At 72.4% G+C, this 15,372-nt stretch carries 12 protein-coding genes; 8 read left to right on the forward strand and 4 right to left on the reverse strand.

Annotated elements, in window-relative coordinates; genetic code table 11:
• Positions 1-103: 103 nt before the first annotated feature.
• Positions 104-2,737 carry an ATP-dependent RNA helicase gene (locus OG385_RS25755; RefSeq protein WP_266858057.1) on the reverse strand — a complete coding sequence of 878 codons (2,634 nt, stop codon included), beginning with the start codon at positions 2,735-2,737 and terminating at the stop codon, positions 104-106.
• 4 nt (positions 2,738-2,741) lie between these two features.
• Positions 2,742-3,581, reverse strand: a complete 840-nt coding sequence (locus tag OG385_RS25760) for a class I SAM-dependent methyltransferase (RefSeq protein ID WP_266858059.1) — start codon at positions 3,579-3,581, stop codon at positions 2,742-2,744.
• Between the two features lie 408 nt (positions 3,582-3,989).
• Between OG385_RS25760 and rpsA the strand changes: the two genes are divergently transcribed.
• The 5 genes from rpsA (at position 3,990) to OG385_RS25785 (ending at position 8,484) form a co-directional block, all read left to right on the forward strand.
• Positions 3,990-5,504 (forward strand): 30S ribosomal protein S1, encoded by a 1,515-nt coding sequence (rpsA, locus tag OG385_RS25765; RefSeq protein WP_266858061.1) that lies wholly within the window; start codon positions 3,990-3,992, stop codon positions 5,502-5,504.
• A 167-nt stretch (positions 5,505-5,671) separates the two neighbouring features.
• Positions 5,672-6,610, forward strand: coding sequence for a PAC2 family protein (locus OG385_RS25770; protein ID WP_266858063.1), 939 nt, complete (start codon positions 5,672-5,674; stop codon positions 6,608-6,610).
• A 45-nt stretch (positions 6,611-6,655) separates the two neighbouring features.
• Positions 6,656-7,255, forward strand: coding sequence for a dephospho-CoA kinase (coaE, locus tag OG385_RS25775; protein ID WP_266858065.1), 600 nt, complete (start codon positions 6,656-6,658; stop codon positions 7,253-7,255).
• Positions 7,256-7,355: 100 nt separating this feature from the next.
• The gene (locus tag OG385_RS25780) at positions 7,356-7,724 is read left to right on the forward strand and encodes a tetratricopeptide repeat protein (RefSeq protein WP_164267220.1); all 369 of its coding nucleotides are present in this window, start codon (positions 7,356-7,358) and stop codon (positions 7,722-7,724) included.
• 58 nt (positions 7,725-7,782) lie between these two features.
• Positions 7,783-8,484 (forward strand): bifunctional 2-polyprenyl-6-hydroxyphenol methylase/3-demethylubiquinol 3-O-methyltransferase UbiG, encoded by a 702-nt coding sequence (locus OG385_RS25785; protein ID WP_266858068.1) that lies wholly within the window; start codon positions 7,783-7,785, stop codon positions 8,482-8,484.
• 119 nt (positions 8,485-8,603) lie between these two features.
• On the opposite strand, the gene OG385_RS25790 is transcribed toward OG385_RS25785, so the two are convergent.
• Entirely contained in the window at positions 8,604-8,939 is a 336-nt protein-coding gene (locus OG385_RS25790) for a hypothetical protein (RefSeq protein ID WP_266858070.1), read from the reverse strand.
• A 97-nt stretch (positions 8,940-9,036) separates the two neighbouring features.
• Entirely contained in the window at positions 9,037-9,435 is a 399-nt protein-coding gene (locus tag OG385_RS25795; protein ID WP_266858072.1) for a RidA family protein, read from the reverse strand.
• Positions 9,436-9,656: 221 nt separating this feature from the next.
• Between OG385_RS25795 and OG385_RS25800 the strand changes: the two genes are divergently transcribed.
• From OG385_RS25800 to OG385_RS25810, 3 genes are all read left to right on the forward strand, one after another.
• Entirely contained in the window at positions 9,657-11,096 is a 1,440-nt protein-coding gene (locus tag OG385_RS25800; RefSeq protein WP_266858074.1) for a carboxylesterase/lipase family protein, read from the forward strand.
• 116 nt (positions 11,097-11,212) lie between these two features.
• Positions 11,213-14,179: a DEAD/DEAH box helicase gene (locus OG385_RS25805; RefSeq protein WP_266858076.1), complete on the forward strand. Its 2,967-nt coding sequence runs from the start codon at positions 11,213-11,215 to the stop codon at positions 14,177-14,179.
• Complete coding sequence (locus OG385_RS25810; protein WP_266858078.1) at positions 14,176-15,342, forward strand: SWIM zinc finger family protein; 1,167 nt, start codon at positions 14,176-14,178, stop codon at positions 15,340-15,342. The genes OG385_RS25805 and OG385_RS25810 overlap by 4 nt, the downstream gene beginning before the upstream one ends.
• The last annotated feature ends 30 nt before the right edge of the window (positions 15,343-15,372 follow it).

Raw genomic sequence — 15,372 nt, forward strand, 5'->3', positions numbered from 1 at the left:
ACCAGATCCGTAACACCACGAGAACACCATGAGGTCGTGAGCGCTGAACCGGCGGCAGCCCGGCCGGAGGCGGGCCGCAGCGCGGTCTGCTTCCGGTTCTGGCCTACCCCCGGTTCTGGCGGGCTTTCGTGTACCGCGTCGGCGCCGCATCCGAAGGGTCCTCCGGCCACGGGTGCCGGGGATAGCGCCCGCGCAGTTCCGCCCGCACCGACCGGTAGCCCTCCCGCCAGAACGACGCCAGATCGGCCGTCACGGCGGCGGGACGCCCGGCCGGAGAGAGCAGATGGACCAGGACCGGCACCCCCGCTACCGCAGGCGTCTCGGCGAGGCCGAACATCTCCTGGAGCTTCACCGCGAGCACCGGCTGCGGGCCGCCGTAGTCCAGCCGGATCCGGGACCCGCTCGGCACCTCGTACCGCTCGGGCGCCAGCTCGTCCAGCCGCGCTGCCTCGCCGGTCGCCCAGGGCAGCAGCCTGCCGAGCGCCTGCCCGGCCTCGGTCCGTGCCAGGTCGCTCCGCCGCCGCGCCCTGGACAGTTCGGGCTCCAGCCACTCGTCGGTCCGCGCCAGCAGCGCCTCGTCCGACACGTCCGGCCAGCCGCCGCCCACCTCCCGGTGCAGAAAGGCGAGGCGCTGCCGCAACTCCCGTGCGTGCGGGGTCCAGCGCAGCAGCCCGAGCCCCTCGCGCCGCAGCCCGTCGAGCAGTGCTTCCCGTACGAGGGCGGGCGGCGGGCTCTTCAGCGGCCGTACCGCCAACTCGACCGCGCCCAGCCGTTCCACACGCCGGGCCAGTACCTCACCGTCCGCCCAGCGGACCTCGTCGGCGGTGCTGAGCAGATGCCCCGCCGCAAGCCGTGCGGTGTCCTCGTCGACGACGGCGGCCAGCCGTACCCGCGCCGACGCGGCGGTCGCCGGACGGTCGGCCACCGCGACGGCGATCCACGGCGCACTGCGCAGCCGCGACCCGGCCGCCGTCTCCGCCCCGGTCCCCGACACCATCAGGAACGCGCCCTCACCCCTGGCCCGTGCCACCCGCTCGGGGAAGGCGAGGGCGGCCACCAGACCCGCCACCACGTCGTCGCTGTCATGACCGCTGCCACCGTCATGGCCGCCGTCACGGGCTCCGTCCCGCGCGCCCCGTCCCGTACGACCGCTGCCACCGCCATGACGGCTGTCACCGGCTGCTCCGTCCCGCGCGCCCCGTCCTGTCCGTGCGCCGTCCACCCCCGACGCCAGCCTGCGGACCTCCTGGCGCCAGCGGCCCGCATAGCCGTCGCCCCCCGCGCGTGCGGCGCGCCAGGCGGCGGTGAGATCGTCCCCGTAATCCCGGGGCGGCTCCTCGCTGAGCAGCGCCACCACCTCCGCCGCCCGGCGTGCGCCGACTTCGCGTGCGCCGTCGAGGAGCGCCCGCGCGAGCCGGGGGTGCAGCCCGAGCCGTGCCATCCGTACGCCCCGGCCGGTGGCCCGGCCGTCCCCGTCCACCGCGCCGATCGCGGCCAGCACCTCGCGCGCCGCGCCCATCGCCCCGGCGGGCGGCGGGTCGAGCAGGGCGAGGCCCCCGGCCGACGGATCGCCCCAGCAGGCCGCCTGGAGGGCGAACGCGGCCAGATCGGCGACCTTGATCTCGGGCGAGGGGAAGCGGGTGAGCCGGGTGTCCTCGGCCTCCGTCCAGCAGCGGTAGACGGTGCCCGGCGCCTCCCGGCCCGCCCGTCCCGCGCGCTGCCGGGACGCGGCCTGCGAGACCCGTACGGTCGTGAGCGCGCTCAGCCCGCGCGCATGGTCGGTGCGCGGCTCGCGCGCCAGCCCGGCGTCCACCACCACCCGTACCCCCGGCACGGTCAGCGACGACTCGGCCACCGACGTCGCGAGCACCACCCGGCGGCCGGCCGATCCCGCGAGCACGGCGTCCTGCACGGCGGCGGGCGCACGCCCGTGCACCTGGAGCACCTCCACGCCGAGATCCGACAACGGCCCGGTCAACTGCCCCGCCACCCTGGTGATTTCACCGACCCCCGGCAGGAAGCAGAGCACATCGCCGGTCCGCTCGGCCAGCGCCCTCCGGACGACCGAGGCGACATGCGTGAGCAGGGCGGGATCCACCCGCATCCCGTGCGGCGGCCGCACGGGCCCGGCGGGCGGCGCCCACACCGTCTCCACCGGGTGGGACACGCCGTGCGCCTCCACCACGGGGGCGTCGCCGAGCAGCCGCGCCCACCCCTCGGCGTCGGTCGTCGCGGACGCCGCCAGCAGACGCAGCTCAGGGCGGAGCGCGGCCCGCACATCGAGGAGGAAGGCGGCGACGGTGTCCGCGTCGAGGTGGCGTTCGTGGCATTCGTCGAGCATGACCACGTCCACCCCGGCCAGCTCCTGGTCGCGCTGGAGCCGCTGGAGCAGAACGCCGGTGGTGACGACCTCCACCACGGTGTCCGGTCCCACGGTCCGCTCGCCGCGCACGGTGAATCCGACCCGCCCGCCGACCTGCTCGCCCAGCAGCCACGCCATCCGCCGCGCGGCGGCCCGTGCGGCGATCCGGCGCGGCTCGGCGACGATCACCTTCCGCACCGGGCCGTTCCCGGCCGCACCACCGACGAGCCCCGCCAGCACCAGCGGCACCAGCGTGGTCTTGCCGGTGCCGGGCGGCGCGCACAGCACGGCGGCGCCGTGCGCGTCGAGGGCCCGTTCGAGGGCGGGCACGGCGGTACAGACGGGAAGCACGTCGAGCGCGCCGGTACGGATCACCCGGTCAGTCTCGTACGTCGTCCCGTACGCAGACGAAAATCGCCGAGCCCGGAATGAGCTTCCCCCGCAGCGGGGACCAGCCGCCCCACTCCGACGTGTTCCACTCAGGCCACTGCGGCTCGACCAGATCAGCCAGCCGGAACCCGCCCGCCAGCACGTCCCGCACCCGGTCACCGAGGGTGCGGTGGTGCTCGACGTACACCGCGTTCCCCCGCTCGTCCTGCTCGACGTACGGGGTGCGGTCGAAGTAGGAGGACGTGACCGTCAGGCCCTCGGGGCCCGGCTCGTCGGGGAAGGCCCAGCGGATCGGGTGGGTGACCGAGAAGACCCAGCGCCCGCCGGGCCGCAGCACCCGGTGCACCTCGCGGAACACCTTCACCGGGTCCGCGACGAAGGGCACGGCGCCGTAAGCGGAACAGGCCAGGTCGAAGGAGCCGTCGCGGAACGGCAGGACCGAGGCGTCCGCCGCCACCAGCGGGACCTCGGCCACGCCGGGCCGGTTCTCACCGATCCGCAGCGCGTGCTGGAGCTGCCGGTGGGAGACGTCGAGGGCCACCGGGCGTGCGCCCTGGGCGGCCAGCCAGCGCGAGCACTGGGCGGCCCCGGCGCCGATCTCCAGGACGTCGAGTCCCTTCAGTCCCTCGGCCGGGCCCAGCAGCTCGGCCTCCACCTCGTCGAGGCCCTCGGGCCCCCAGACGAAGCGGTCGTCGCCCAGGAAGGAGCCGTGCTCGGTCTGGTACTCGTCGGCGTTGCGGTCCCACCAGCCCCGGTTGGCCCGGCTGCTCTCGGTGTCCCCGGCGTCACGGCGTGTCGCCTCGGGCTCGTTCTCGTACTCTTCGCTCATCGTGCCAGTCTGTATCGTCGGTTCCGGTGGCAGTCGTCGCGGTGGTCGTGACGGCACCGGAGGAAACGGCGCCGGGCCGGTGTCGGGGCCGATGTGGCCTCGTACAACAGAAGTTGTGCCGGGATTGGTGCGATCCGCCCTGGGTGTGCGCCTTCGCGCATTGACCGTGTCCGGCCGTCCCCGTATGCTACAAGTTGCGCTGCGAGCCTGCGCTCCTCAGACCTAGCAGGCTGCGCTTGCATCTGTTGCATGTCCCCTCGGTTATCGAGGCGCCACCGATGTGTTCGGCAACGAACACGGAATACCGGATCGGCGCTTCCTGGGCTGTCCGGCGTCTGCAGAGGCGATACGGGCTCCCGGCGTAGCAGTACCTACGACTTCAATGTCCGTACCGGAGCCCTTTCCCACATGACGAGCAGCACCGAGACCACCGCCACCACGCCGCAGGTTGCGGTCAACGACATCGGCGACGCGGACGCGTTCCTCGCGGCGATCGACGAGACGATCAAGTACTTCAACGATGGCGACATCGTTGACGGCGTCATCGTCAAGGTTGACCGGGACGAGGTTCTCCTCGACATCGGTTACAAGACCGAAGGCGTCATTCCGAGCCGCGAGCTCTCGATCAAGCACGACGTCGACCCCAATGAGGTCGTCAAGGTCGGCGACGAGATCGAGGCCCTGGTTCTCCAGAAGGAGGACAAGGAAGGCCGCCTGATCCTCTCGAAGAAGCGCGCTCAGTACGAGCGTGCCTGGGGCACCATCGAGAAGATCAAGGAAGAAGACGGGATCGTCACCGGCACCGTCATCGAGGTCGTCAAGGGTGGTCTCATCCTCGACATCGGCCTCCGTGGCTTCCTGCCGGCCTCCCTGGTCGAGATGCGTCGTGTCCGCGACCTCCAGCCCTACGTGGGCAAGGAGCTTGAGGCCAAGATCATCGAGCTGGACAAGAACCGCAACAACGTGGTCCTGTCCCGCCGTGCCTGGCTTGAGCAGACCCAGTCCGAGGTGCGCCAGACGTTCCTCACGACCCTGCAGAAGGGTCAGGTCCGCTCCGGCGTCGTCTCCTCGATCGTCAACTTCGGTGCCTTCGTGGACCTGGGTGGCGTCGACGGTCTCGTGCACGTCTCCGAGCTCTCCTGGAAGCACATCGACCACCCCTCCGAGGTTGTCGAGGTCGGCCAGGAAGTCACCGTCGAGGTTCTCGACGTGGACATGGACCGCGAGCGTGTCTCCCTGTCGCTCAAGGCGACGCAGGAAGACCCGTGGCAGCAGTTCGCCCGTACGCACCAGATCGGTCAGGTCGTCCCGGGCAAGGTCACGAAGCTCGTTCCGTTCGGTGCGTTCGTGCGCGTCGACGAGGGCATCGAGGGCCTGGTCCACATCTCCGAGCTGGCCGAGCGCCACGTGGAGATCCCGGAGCAGGTCGTCCAGGTCAACGACGAGATCTTCGTCAAGGTCATCGACATCGACCTTGAGCGCCGCCGCATCAGCCTCTCGCTGAAGCAGGCCAACGAGTCCTTCGGCTCGGACCCGGCCTCGGTCGAGTTCGACCCGACGCTGTACGGCATGGCCGCGTCGTACGACGACCAGGGGAACTACATCTACCCCGAGGGCTTCGACCCCGAGACCAACGACTGGCTTGAGGGCTTCGACACCCAGCGCGAGGCCTGGGAAGGCCAGTACGCCGAGGCGCAGGCGCGCTTCGAGCAGCACCAGGCCCAGGTCATCAAGTCCCGCGAGGCCGACGAGGCCGCTGCTGCCGAGGGTGCTGCCGCTCCGGCCGCGACCAGCGGTGGCAACGCCGGTGCGGGTGCATCGGGCGGTTCGTACTCCTCGGAGTCGGACGACAACTCCGGCGCCCTGGCGTCGGACGAGGCCCTGGCCGCCCTGCGCGAGAAGCTGGCCGGTGGCCAGAGCTGACGCTCAGGTCCCAGCTGGTGAATAGCTGAAGTCGAGGCCCGCTCCCTCCGGGGGGCGGGCCTCGCTCATGTCCTGGGGCAGGTGGTTGCCTGTGAAGACGTGGCTGCGGGGAATGCGCGGGCCGTACGGGACGTTCTCCCCGGTGAACACGAGGAGGAGCGGTAATCGTGCTTGATCCGCAAGATTTGTACGCATGGGAGCCGAAGGGCCTGGCAGTCGTCGATGTGGCGCTCGCGCAGGAGTCGGCCGGACTTGTCATGCTCTATCACTTCGACGGGTACATCGACGCGGGCGAGACCGGCGACCAGATCGTCGAGGGTCTGCTGGACACGCTGCCCCACCAGGTGGTCGCCAGTTTCGACCACGACCGGCTCGTGGACTACCGCGCACGCCGCCCCCTGCTGACCTTCAAGCGCGACCAGTGGACGGACTACGAGACCCCGACGCTCGACGTGCGCCTGGTCCAGGACGCCACGGGCGCGCCCTTCCTGCTGCTCTCGGGCCCCGAGCCCGATGTCGAGTGGGAGCGGTTCGCGGCCGCGGTCGAGCAGATCGTCGACCGGCTCGGCGTCCGTATCTCGGTGAACTTCCACGGGATCCCGATGGGCGTCCCGCACACCCGCCCGGTCGGGATCACCCCGCACGGCAACCGCACGGACCTGATGCCCGGCCACAAGTCGCCGTTCGAAGAGGCGCAGGTGCCCGGCAGCGCGGAGTCGCTGGTGGAGTTCCGGCTCGCGCAGTCGGGGCACGACGTGCTCGGTGTCGCCGCCCATGTGCCGCACTACGTCGCCCGGTCCTCGTATCCGGACGCGGCGCTGACCGCCCTTGAGGCCGTCACCGCGGCGACCGGTCTCGTACTGCCGAGCGTCGCGCACGCCCTGCGTACCGAGGCGCAGCGCACCCAGGACGAGATCGAGCGCCAGATCGGTGAGGGCGACGAGGAACTGACCGCCCTGGTCCAGGGACTTGAGCACCAGTACGACGCGCTGGCCGGATCGGAGACCCGGGGCAATCTGGTCGCCGAGGCGGTCGAACTGCCGTCGGCGGACGAGATCGGCCGCGAATTCGAACGGTTCCTCGCGGAGCGGGAGGGCGACGTCTGAGGCCCCGGCGGAAGGCAACGGCGTACAGGGCCTAGGCTCCTGGCCATGCTGAAAGTGGGATTGACCGGTGGAATCGGCGCCGGCAAGAGCGAAGTGTCCCGGCTGTTTGTCAGTTACGGAGCGGTACTGATCGACGCCGACCGGATCGCCCGTGAGGTGGTCGAACCGGGAACTCCGGGTCTTGCGGCCGTGGTCGAGGCGTTCGGCGAGTCCGTTCTCGCCGGGGACGGCAGCCTGGACCGGCCCGCGCTCGGGGCGATCGTCTTTGCCGACCCGGACCGCCTGGCGACGCTGAACTCGATCGTCCACCCGCTCGTCGGAGCCCGCTCCGCCGAGCTGGAGGGCCTGGCGCAGGCGGATTCGGTCGTCATCCACGACGTACCGCTGCTGACCGAGAACGGCCTCGCCCCGCTCTACGACCTGGTGGTCGTGGTGGACGCGGCGCCGGAAACGCAGCTGGACCGGCTGGTACGGCTGCGCGGAATGCAGGAGTCCGAGGCACGTGCCCGGATGGCCGCCCAGGCCACCAGGGAGCAGCGCCGCGAGATCGCCGACATCCTGATCGACAACGACGGCCCGCTGGACGCCCTGGAACCGCAGGTGCGCTCGGTCTGGGAGCGGCTGACGGAGCGGGCCGGGGGCTGACCGCCCCACCGGCCTGTCCCACCGGACCGGCAGTGGTCAGGGCAGCCACAGCCACAGCAACCACAGCAGCCTCAGCTACGACGGAGAAAGGCCAGCACCGATGTCCCACAGCAACCCCGAGACCCACGTCATCGACTACCGCGCGGCCGAACAGCTGCTGGACGCCCGTGATCCGCGTGGTGCCGTGAAGCTGCTGGACGAGGTCATCGCGGCTCACCCGGAGAACACCGCGGCACGCCTGCTGCGCGCCAGGGCGTTCTTCGCCGCCGCGCAACTCCGTCCGGCCGAGCTGGAGTTCCAGCTGGTCCTGGAACGCGAGCCGGACAACGCCTTCGCGCACTTCGCCCTGGCCCGCACCTTCGAGCGGGCCGGCCGCCCCGAACAGGCCAGACGTCACTTCAGGCTGGCCGCTGCGCTCGACCCGCAGCCCGAGTATCTGCGGGCCGCGCGGTTCGACTCCGAGGACTGACCCGGGAGTTCGGGACGGCGGCGGGAACGACGGCCGGGGCACGTTCGTTCTGTACGGCATGAGCGTCAGGATGCGCGAGGGGTACGAAGGCACGGGGCCGGGAGCAAGAACGCCCGACGGGTGTTCCGTCGAGCTGTACAAGCGGCTGCCGGTCGGAGACGAACCGGATGTCGTGGCCGCTGCGGTCCCGGCCGGAGCGAGCGTCCTCGAACTGGGCAGCGGGGCGGGCCGGGTCACCCGTCCGCTGGCCGAACGGGGCTTCACGGTCACCGCGGTGGACGAGTCACCCGGAATGCTGGAACAGATCGCGGGCGTCGACGGCGTCCGCACGGTCTGCAGCCCGATCGAGAAGCTGGACACCGGCGAGAGCTACGACGTGGTGCTGCTGGCGTCGTTTCTGGTGCACGCGGGAGACCCGCGGGTACGCGAGGGGCTGCTGCGCACCTGCCGGCGCCATGTGAAGGACGACGGCTGTGTGCTGGTGCAGCGCGAGGGCCTGGACTGGCACGCGGACGTTCCGAGGGAGCGGCGCAACAGCGCGGGCGGGATCGTGCGCATCAAGTCCGCGACCCCGGTCGGTGACGGCGTGGACGCGATGCTCTGCGAGTACGTCTACCCCGACGCGACCTGGACGCAGACCTTCCTGTCGCGTCCGCTGAGCCGCGAGGAGTTCGAGCGGCACCTGGGGGAGGCCGGGCTCGTCGTGGACAGATATCTGACGGACGACGGCACCTGGGTCCGGGCGCTGCCCGCACAGTGAACACCCGATGCCCGGGGTACCGGCGGCCGCCGGTGGCGAACACTGTGACCCGCGGAGCGCCCCTCTCGGTGGACCAGGGTGTCCCGGTGGGCCGGGGCGTATCAGTGGACCCCGGTGCCTCAGTGGACCAGGGTGTAGCTGCGCCAGGCCACGAGCGGTGGTGTCACCGTGTTCGTCATCGTGGTCGCGTTGTACATCGACGGCTTTCCGGTGCAGCCGGCGCCCGGGTACAGCCACATGTCGATCAGGGTGTTGTTGGCGACGGCCGCGGCGCCCCCGCGCGGCAGCGGGTGGCAGCCGGTCACGGACGGATTCGAGACGGTGACGACCTTCGAATCCGGCGTGGTGTACGAGATCGTGCCGACCGCCGAGCGGTTGAGACCGGAACACCCGGCCACGGCGAACGGCAGGAGCACTGCGCCGGCGATGAAGCCGAGGCGCCGGTGATCGGACATGCGCGGTCCCGTCTGTACGGAGAGTCACTGGTGGGAGCCAGCCTGCCCGCTTCCGGACTCCTCGGCATCCGGTGCTGGGCCGCGCGGGGGACGGTGCTCAGTCCACGACGGCGGTCGCGGTGATCTCGACCAGCTGGCCCGTGTACCCGAGGCAGCTGACGCCCAGCAGGGTCGAGGTGTGCGGCCCCGCGCTGAGGCCCGAGGCCTGTACGGCCTGCCAGACGCCGGACAGGACTGCCGGAGTGTCGCCCACGACGTACACGGTGCTGGCGACGACCTGCGAGAGATCGCTCCCGATCGCCCGCAGCGCCTCGTCCAGATTGGCGAGGACCTGTCCGGTCTGCACCACCGGATCTCCGGGACCGACCAGCTCTCCCGTCGCGTCGAGCGGTACCGAACCTGCCATGAAGGCGAGCCGCTGCCCGGCTTCGACCACCGCCGCATGTGCGTAGCCGGGAGGTGGGAAGAGTGTCGGAACCGTGGTGTGCCGGGCCATCAGGACCGCCTTTCACCCGGCATGAGGAGCCGGGATCTTTACGGGAAGATCGCGGCACGGTATCAGGGGGGAGGCGCCCGGCGCCGCTCCTTTTCCGGCGCCGCTCCCTGCTCCGGCCGACTCCGCCGGGCGGGCCGCGCGCCGGTGAACGCATGTTTCCGATCGAGCCGTTGGGGCCCGAATTGAAGAGTGGAGATCTGAACCAGATGGAACCGGTGTGCATGACGCGGCAGGGTGCCGTCCGCGGTCGGATGGACGACGCAGGAGTGGCGTCCTTCCTCGGAATCCCTTACGCGGCGCCGCCGTTCGGACCGCGCCGATTCCGTGCGCCGGCGCCGCCCGCACCGTGGCAGGGCGTACGGGAAGCCCATGCCCACGGTCCGACCGCGCCCAGAGCGCCGTACGCGCCCCCCTTCGACGCGCTCATCCCCGAGGAACTCGGCAAGGACGGCGAGGACTGCCTCAACCTCAGTGTCTGGACGCCCGAGCCGGGGCCCAACGGCGGGCTCCCGGTCATGGTGTGGCTGCACGGAGGGGCGTTCTCGAACGGCTCGGGGTCGGCTCCCGCCTACGACGGCAGGGCGTTCGCCCGCGACGGTGTGGTCTGCGTGACGGTCAACTACCGGCTGGGCACCGACGGCTTCCTGAGCCTGGAGGGCGCGCCCGACAACCGCGGGCTGCTCGACCAGATCGCGGCCCTGGAGTGGGTGCGCGAGAACATCGCGTCCTTCGGCGGCTCCCCGGACCGGGTCACGGTCTTCGGGGAGTCGGCCGGCGCGATGAGTATCGGTGTGCTGCTCGGGATGGAGCCGGCGCGCGGGCTGTTCAGGCGGGCCGTTCTGCAGAGCGGGGGCGCACATCACTTCCTGCGCCCCCGCTCCGCCCAGCTGATCGCCGCACATCTCGCCGAGCGGCTCGGCGTCGCCGCGACCGCCGAGGAGTTCGCCGCCCTGCCGCTCGCGACGCTGCTCGGCGCACAGGCCGAGCTGCGCGCGGAGATCGGGCGCCGTCCCGATCCGGAGCTGTGGGGGGACGCCGCGCTCAATGCGATGCCCTTCGAGCCGGTCGCTCCCGGGCTCGCCCTGCCGGGCCCGGACTGCGGTGTCGAGCTGCTCGTCGGCAGTAACCGGGAGGAGAACCGCCTCTTCATGGTGCCGACCGGACGGATGGACACGATCACGGACGAGCGGTTGCGGCTGGCGGCGACGGCGTACGGCCTCGACCCGGACCGGGCCCTCGCCGTCTACCGCGCGGGCCGCGGGCAGGCGAGCGCGGGCGAACTGCTCGACGCGGTGGCGACCGACTGGTTCTACCGGATTCCCGCCCTCCGCCTGGCCGAGGCCGTGCCCGGTACGCATGTCTACGAATTCGCCTGGCGCTCACCGCAGTTCGACGGCGGACTCGGCGCCTGCCACGCGTCCGAGCTGGGCTTCGTCTTCGACAATCTGCGCGATCCCACCTATCTCCCGATGCTCGGGAGCCACCCGCCCCAGGCGCTGGCGGACACGGTGCACAGTGCCTGGGTGGCCTTCGCGGAGACCGGGGACCCGGGGTGGCCGTCGTACGGACCCGACCGCACCACGATGATCTTCGCCGACGAGTCCGGCCCCGTCGACGATCCACGACCGGCGGAGCGGGCCCTGTGGGAAGGGGTGCGCTGAGCCGCTTCGGAGTTCGCCGAGGGGTTGCCCCCTGCACCTGCCGCACGCCAGGGCCAGGCCGTCGGAATCCACTGTCGGACCCGGCTGTCAGACCCCGCACCTACACTCGCAGAGAGATGGGAACCAGGGCGGAAGGGCAGGTGAGCGGGGTGCGGCGGACAGCGGAGACGCAGGGGACGAGCGGGGCCGGACCCACGGCGCTCACCCGGCAGGCCGTGGTCTTCCTGCCTGCCGTCCTGCCCCGCGAGGGCCGGTTCGCCTTCTGGGACCCGGCGGCGCCCCAGCCACCGGCCGCCGGCCCCGACGAGCTCGTTGTCGTACGGCGGCACGGTGCGGCGGCCCGTCGCAGTACCGTGTCCGCCGTTCTGCTGCCCCTCACCGAGGCGCTGCCGCTGCTGGCCGCCGCCCGGCACTCCCCGGTCGCCCACCCCGCCGCCCGCTGCTGGGGCGCGGCGGCGCTGCACGCCCTGCAACTGGCCGCGCGCGGGCGGTTCCTGCCCGGACTGACCGCGGATGACCATGACGCCTGGCGGGCCGGACCGCTCGACGCGGAGGATGTCGCACATCTGCGCGCGGTGGCCGCCGCCATGCCGCCCGAGGCGTACGCCGTGCCGTTTCCCGGCCGCACGCCCCTGGAGCTCCCCGAGCCCGAAGGGCTGATCCGGTCGTTCTACGACGCCGTCGCCGACGCCCTGCCGCGCACCCCGGCCGCACCGCACGCGGCCGGGTCCGCATACGCCGCCCGCGCACCGCAGCGGCTGCCGGGGCTGCGCGAGTGGGCGGCCGAGGTGGCGGCCGGGGCGGACGCGGGCGTACAGGTCTCGCTCCGGCTCGACCTCTCCGGTTACGAGCTGTTCGACCGGGCCGACGACGTGGCCGCGCCTGCGGACGGCGCCCCTGCGGGCAGCGCCTTTGCGGACGGTGCCCCGGCGGACGGCGCCGACGGTGACACCGGAGCAGCCGGTCATGTCGCGGCACGGGAGCGGCGGGCCGCCGCGGCTGTCGTCCAGGTGCACAGCCTCGCCGACCCGACGCTGGTGGCCGACGCGGGACGGCTCTGGGCCGGTGACGGCGACGAGCACTTCGGGCCGCGGGTGCGGATCGACGCCGTACTGGCGCTGCGGCGCGCGGCGCGGGTCTGGCCCCCGCTGGCCGGGCTCCTGGAGCGGCCGGTGCCCGACGTACTGCCGTTGTCCGAGGACGAGTTGTACGAACTGCTCGGCCCCGCGGCCGCACGGCTCGCCGCGGCGGGCGTGGCCGTGCACTGGCCGAGGGACCTGGTCCGGTCGCTGTCCGCGGCCGCGGTCGTCAGACCGGCACCCGGCTCGGCCACGGACGGCACCGCGTTCTTCGACGCGGAACAGCTCTTCTCCTTCAGCTGGCAGCTGGCCATCGGCGACGACCGGCTGACCGAATCGGAGATGGACCTCCTGGCCGAGGCGCACCGCCCGATCGTGCGGCTGCGCGACCAGTGGGTCGTCATCGACCCGGCCCTCGTGCGGAAGGCACGCAAGCGGGAGCTGGGGCTCCTCGCACCGGTGGACGCGCTCTCGGTGGCACTGACCGGCAGCGCCGACGTGGACGGTGAGCAGGTCGATGCGGTCCCGGTCGGCGCGCTCGCGGCCCTGCACTCCAGACTCACGTCGGACACGGCGCCGCTGCCGCAGCCCGCGGGACTTGAGGCCACGCTCCGCGACTACCAGCTGCGCGGTCTCGGCTGGCTGGATCTGATGACCTCGCTCGGCCTCGGCGGCTGCCTCGCCGACGACATGGGCCTCGGCAAGACGATCACGCTCATCGCCCTCCATCTGCACCGCGCCCGGCCCGAACCCACGCTGGTGGTCTGCCCCGCCTCACTGCTCGGCAACTGGCAGCGCGAGATCAACCGCTTCGCCCCGGGCGTGCCCGTACGCCGCTTCCACGGCACGGACCGCTCGCTGACCGGCGCCGAGGGCGGCTTCGTCCTGACGACGTACGGCACGATGCGCACCAGCGCCGCCGAACTGGCCGGGCACCCCTGGGGCATGGTCGTCGCCGACGAGGCACAGCACATCAAGAACCCCAACGCGGCGACGGCGAAAGCCCTGCGCACCATCCCGGCCCCGGCGCGGGTCGCGCTCACCGGCACACCCGTGGAGAACAACCTCTCCGAACTGTGGGCGCTCCTCGACTGGACGACCCCCGGGCTTCTCGGCCCGCTCAAGACGTTCCGCGCCCGCCACGCGAGGATCGTCGAGAACGGCGAGGAGGACGGCGCGGTCGAGCGGCTGGCCCGGCTCGTCAGACCATTCCTCCTGCGCCGCAAGAAGTCCGACCCGGGCATCGCCCCCGAGCTGCCGCCCAAGACGGAGACCGACCACCCCGTCCCGCTCACCAGGGAACAGGCATCGCTCTACCAGGCGGTCGTCCGCGAGTCGATGGCGGTCATCGAAGCCGGCGAGGGCCTCGGCCGGCGCGCCCAGATCATGAAGCTGCTCACCGCGCTCAAGCAGATCTGCAACCACCCGGCGCAGTATCTGAAGGAGGGCCCCTCCCGCCTCGCCGGACGCTCGGGCAAGCTCGCCCTCCTCGACGAACTCCTCGACACCATCCTCGCGGAGGGCGGATCCGGCGGCGCCGTCCTGGTCTTCACCCAGTACGTGGCGATGGCCCGGCTGCTCTCCGAACACCTCACCGCACGCGGCATCCCCTCACAACTCCTGCACGGCGGAACGCCCGTGGCCCGGCGCGAGGAGATGGTGGACCGCTTCCAGGCCGGCGAGTGCCCGGTCTTCCTGCTCTCCCTCAAGGCGGCCGGGACCGGGCTGAACCTCACCCGAGCCGGTCATGTCATCCACTACGACCGATGGTGGAACCCGGCCGTCGAGGAACAGGCCACGGACCGTGCGTACCGCATCGGCCAGACCCAGCCCGTGCAGGTCCACCGGCTGATCACGGAAGGCACCGTGGAGGACCGGATCGCCGAGATGCTGACGGCCAAGCGTGCGCTGGCCGACGCGGTGCTCGGCTCCGGTGAGAGCGCCCTCACCGAGCTGGGCGACGCGGAACTCGCCGACCTGGTGTCCTTGCGGAGGGCCTCATGAGCAGCTGGTGGGGGAACGCCTGGGTGGCCGCCCTGGAGGCGCTGTCGCTCGACGCGGGCCGCCTCGAACGGGGCAGGAGTTATGCGGACGGCGGCCATGTCGCCGCGGTGAACGTCGCACCGGGCCGCATCCTTGCCTATGTGCAGGGAAGCCGCCCGCGCCCCTACCGGGCGGAACTGCGGCTGCGTACGCTCTCCGGCGCCGACTGGGACCACTTCCTGGAAGCGGCCGCGGCCCAGCCCGGCCATATCGCCGCGCTGCTCGACAAGGACATGCCCCACTCGCTGGTCGACGCGGCGGCCGAGGCCGGTGTCGCCCTGCTCCCGGCGCCGGGCGATCTCGTCCCGTCCTGCACCTGCCCGGACAGCGGCCGCCCCTGCAAGCACGCCGCAGCCCTCTGCTACGAGACGGCCCGGCTCCTCGACGCAGACCCGTTCGTCCTGCTCCTGATGCGCGGCAGGGGCGAGCGTGAACTCCTCGACGAACTGGCCCGGCGCAGCGCGGCCCACTCGGCACGGGAGCAGCCACCCGCACCGCCCGTCCCCGGAGTCCCCGCCCGGGAGGCCCTCGCCCCGCGGTTCCTGCCACCCCTGCCCCCGCCGCTGCCCGTCGGGCCGTACCCCGGGCGTCCGCCCGCCTATCCCGAGACGCCCGGGGCCCCCGACCCCTCGGCCCTCGACGACCTCGCCACCGACGCCGCGGCGCGCGCCCACACGCTGCTCACCACCGGGGCCGACCCCGTCAGCGGCCTCACCCCCTGGCAGGACGCGGTCCGGCTGGCAGCGGCCCGCCCCACCGCCGGGCTGACCGCCACCACCCGGACGCTCTACCGCAGACTCGCGTCGGCCACCGGCCGCACCCCCACCGACCTGGCGCGGGCGGTGGCCGCCTGGCGACAGGGCGGCGCCGAAGGCCTGGCCGTCCTCGAAACCCCGTGGGATCCGCCCGCCGGCCCCTTCGACCGGGCCCGTCCCGCGCTGGCCGCCGCCGGGCTGCCGCGCTTCCAGCCCTCGCGCAACCGGCTGACCGTGCCCGGCGGCGCGCTCCAGCTCCGCTTCGGCCGGGACGGTCGCTGGTACGCGTACGAATCCGACCCGGGCCGGGACGACTGGTGGCCCCGCGACACCCCGCACCCCGACCCGGTGGAGGCGCTCCGGCGCTAATCTTGAAGAGCGGTATGCGAACAGGACCCA

The organism is Streptomyces sp. NBC_01306 (assembly GCF_026340465.1).
GTDB lineage: Bacteria > Actinomycetota > Actinomycetes > Streptomycetales > Streptomycetaceae > Streptomyces.

Excerpts from the sequence above, each read along its gene's own strand:
- OG385_RS25760 (WP_266858059.1), bottom strand. The coding sequence starts at position 3,581 with ATGAGCGAAGAGTACGAGAACGAGCCCGAGGCGACACGCCGTGACGCC.
- rpsA (WP_266858061.1), top strand. The coding sequence starts at position 3,990 with ATGACGAGCAGCACCGAGACCACCGCCACCACGCCGCAGGTTGCGGTC.
- coaE (WP_266858065.1), top strand. The coding sequence starts at position 6,656 with ATGCTGAAAGTGGGATTGACCGGTGGAATCGGCGCCGGCAAGAGCGAA.
- OG385_RS25780 (WP_164267220.1), top strand. The coding sequence starts at position 7,356 with ATGTCCCACAGCAACCCCGAGACCCACGTCATCGACTACCGCGCGGCC.
- OG385_RS25785 (WP_266858068.1), top strand. The coding sequence starts at position 7,783 with ATGAGCGTCAGGATGCGCGAGGGGTACGAAGGCACGGGGCCGGGAGCA.
- OG385_RS25790 (WP_266858070.1), bottom strand. The coding sequence starts at position 8,939 with ATGTCCGATCACCGGCGCCTCGGCTTCATCGCCGGCGCAGTGCTCCTG.
- OG385_RS25795 (WP_266858072.1), bottom strand. The coding sequence starts at position 9,435 with ATGGCCCGGCACACCACGGTTCCGACACTCTTCCCACCTCCCGGCTAC.
- OG385_RS25800 (WP_266858074.1), top strand. The coding sequence starts at position 9,657 with ATGACGCGGCAGGGTGCCGTCCGCGGTCGGATGGACGACGCAGGAGTG.
- OG385_RS25805 (WP_266858076.1), top strand. The coding sequence starts at position 11,213 with ATGGGAACCAGGGCGGAAGGGCAGGTGAGCGGGGTGCGGCGGACAGCG.
- OG385_RS25810 (WP_266858078.1), top strand. The coding sequence starts at position 14,176 with ATGAGCAGCTGGTGGGGGAACGCCTGGGTGGCCGCCCTGGAGGCGCTG.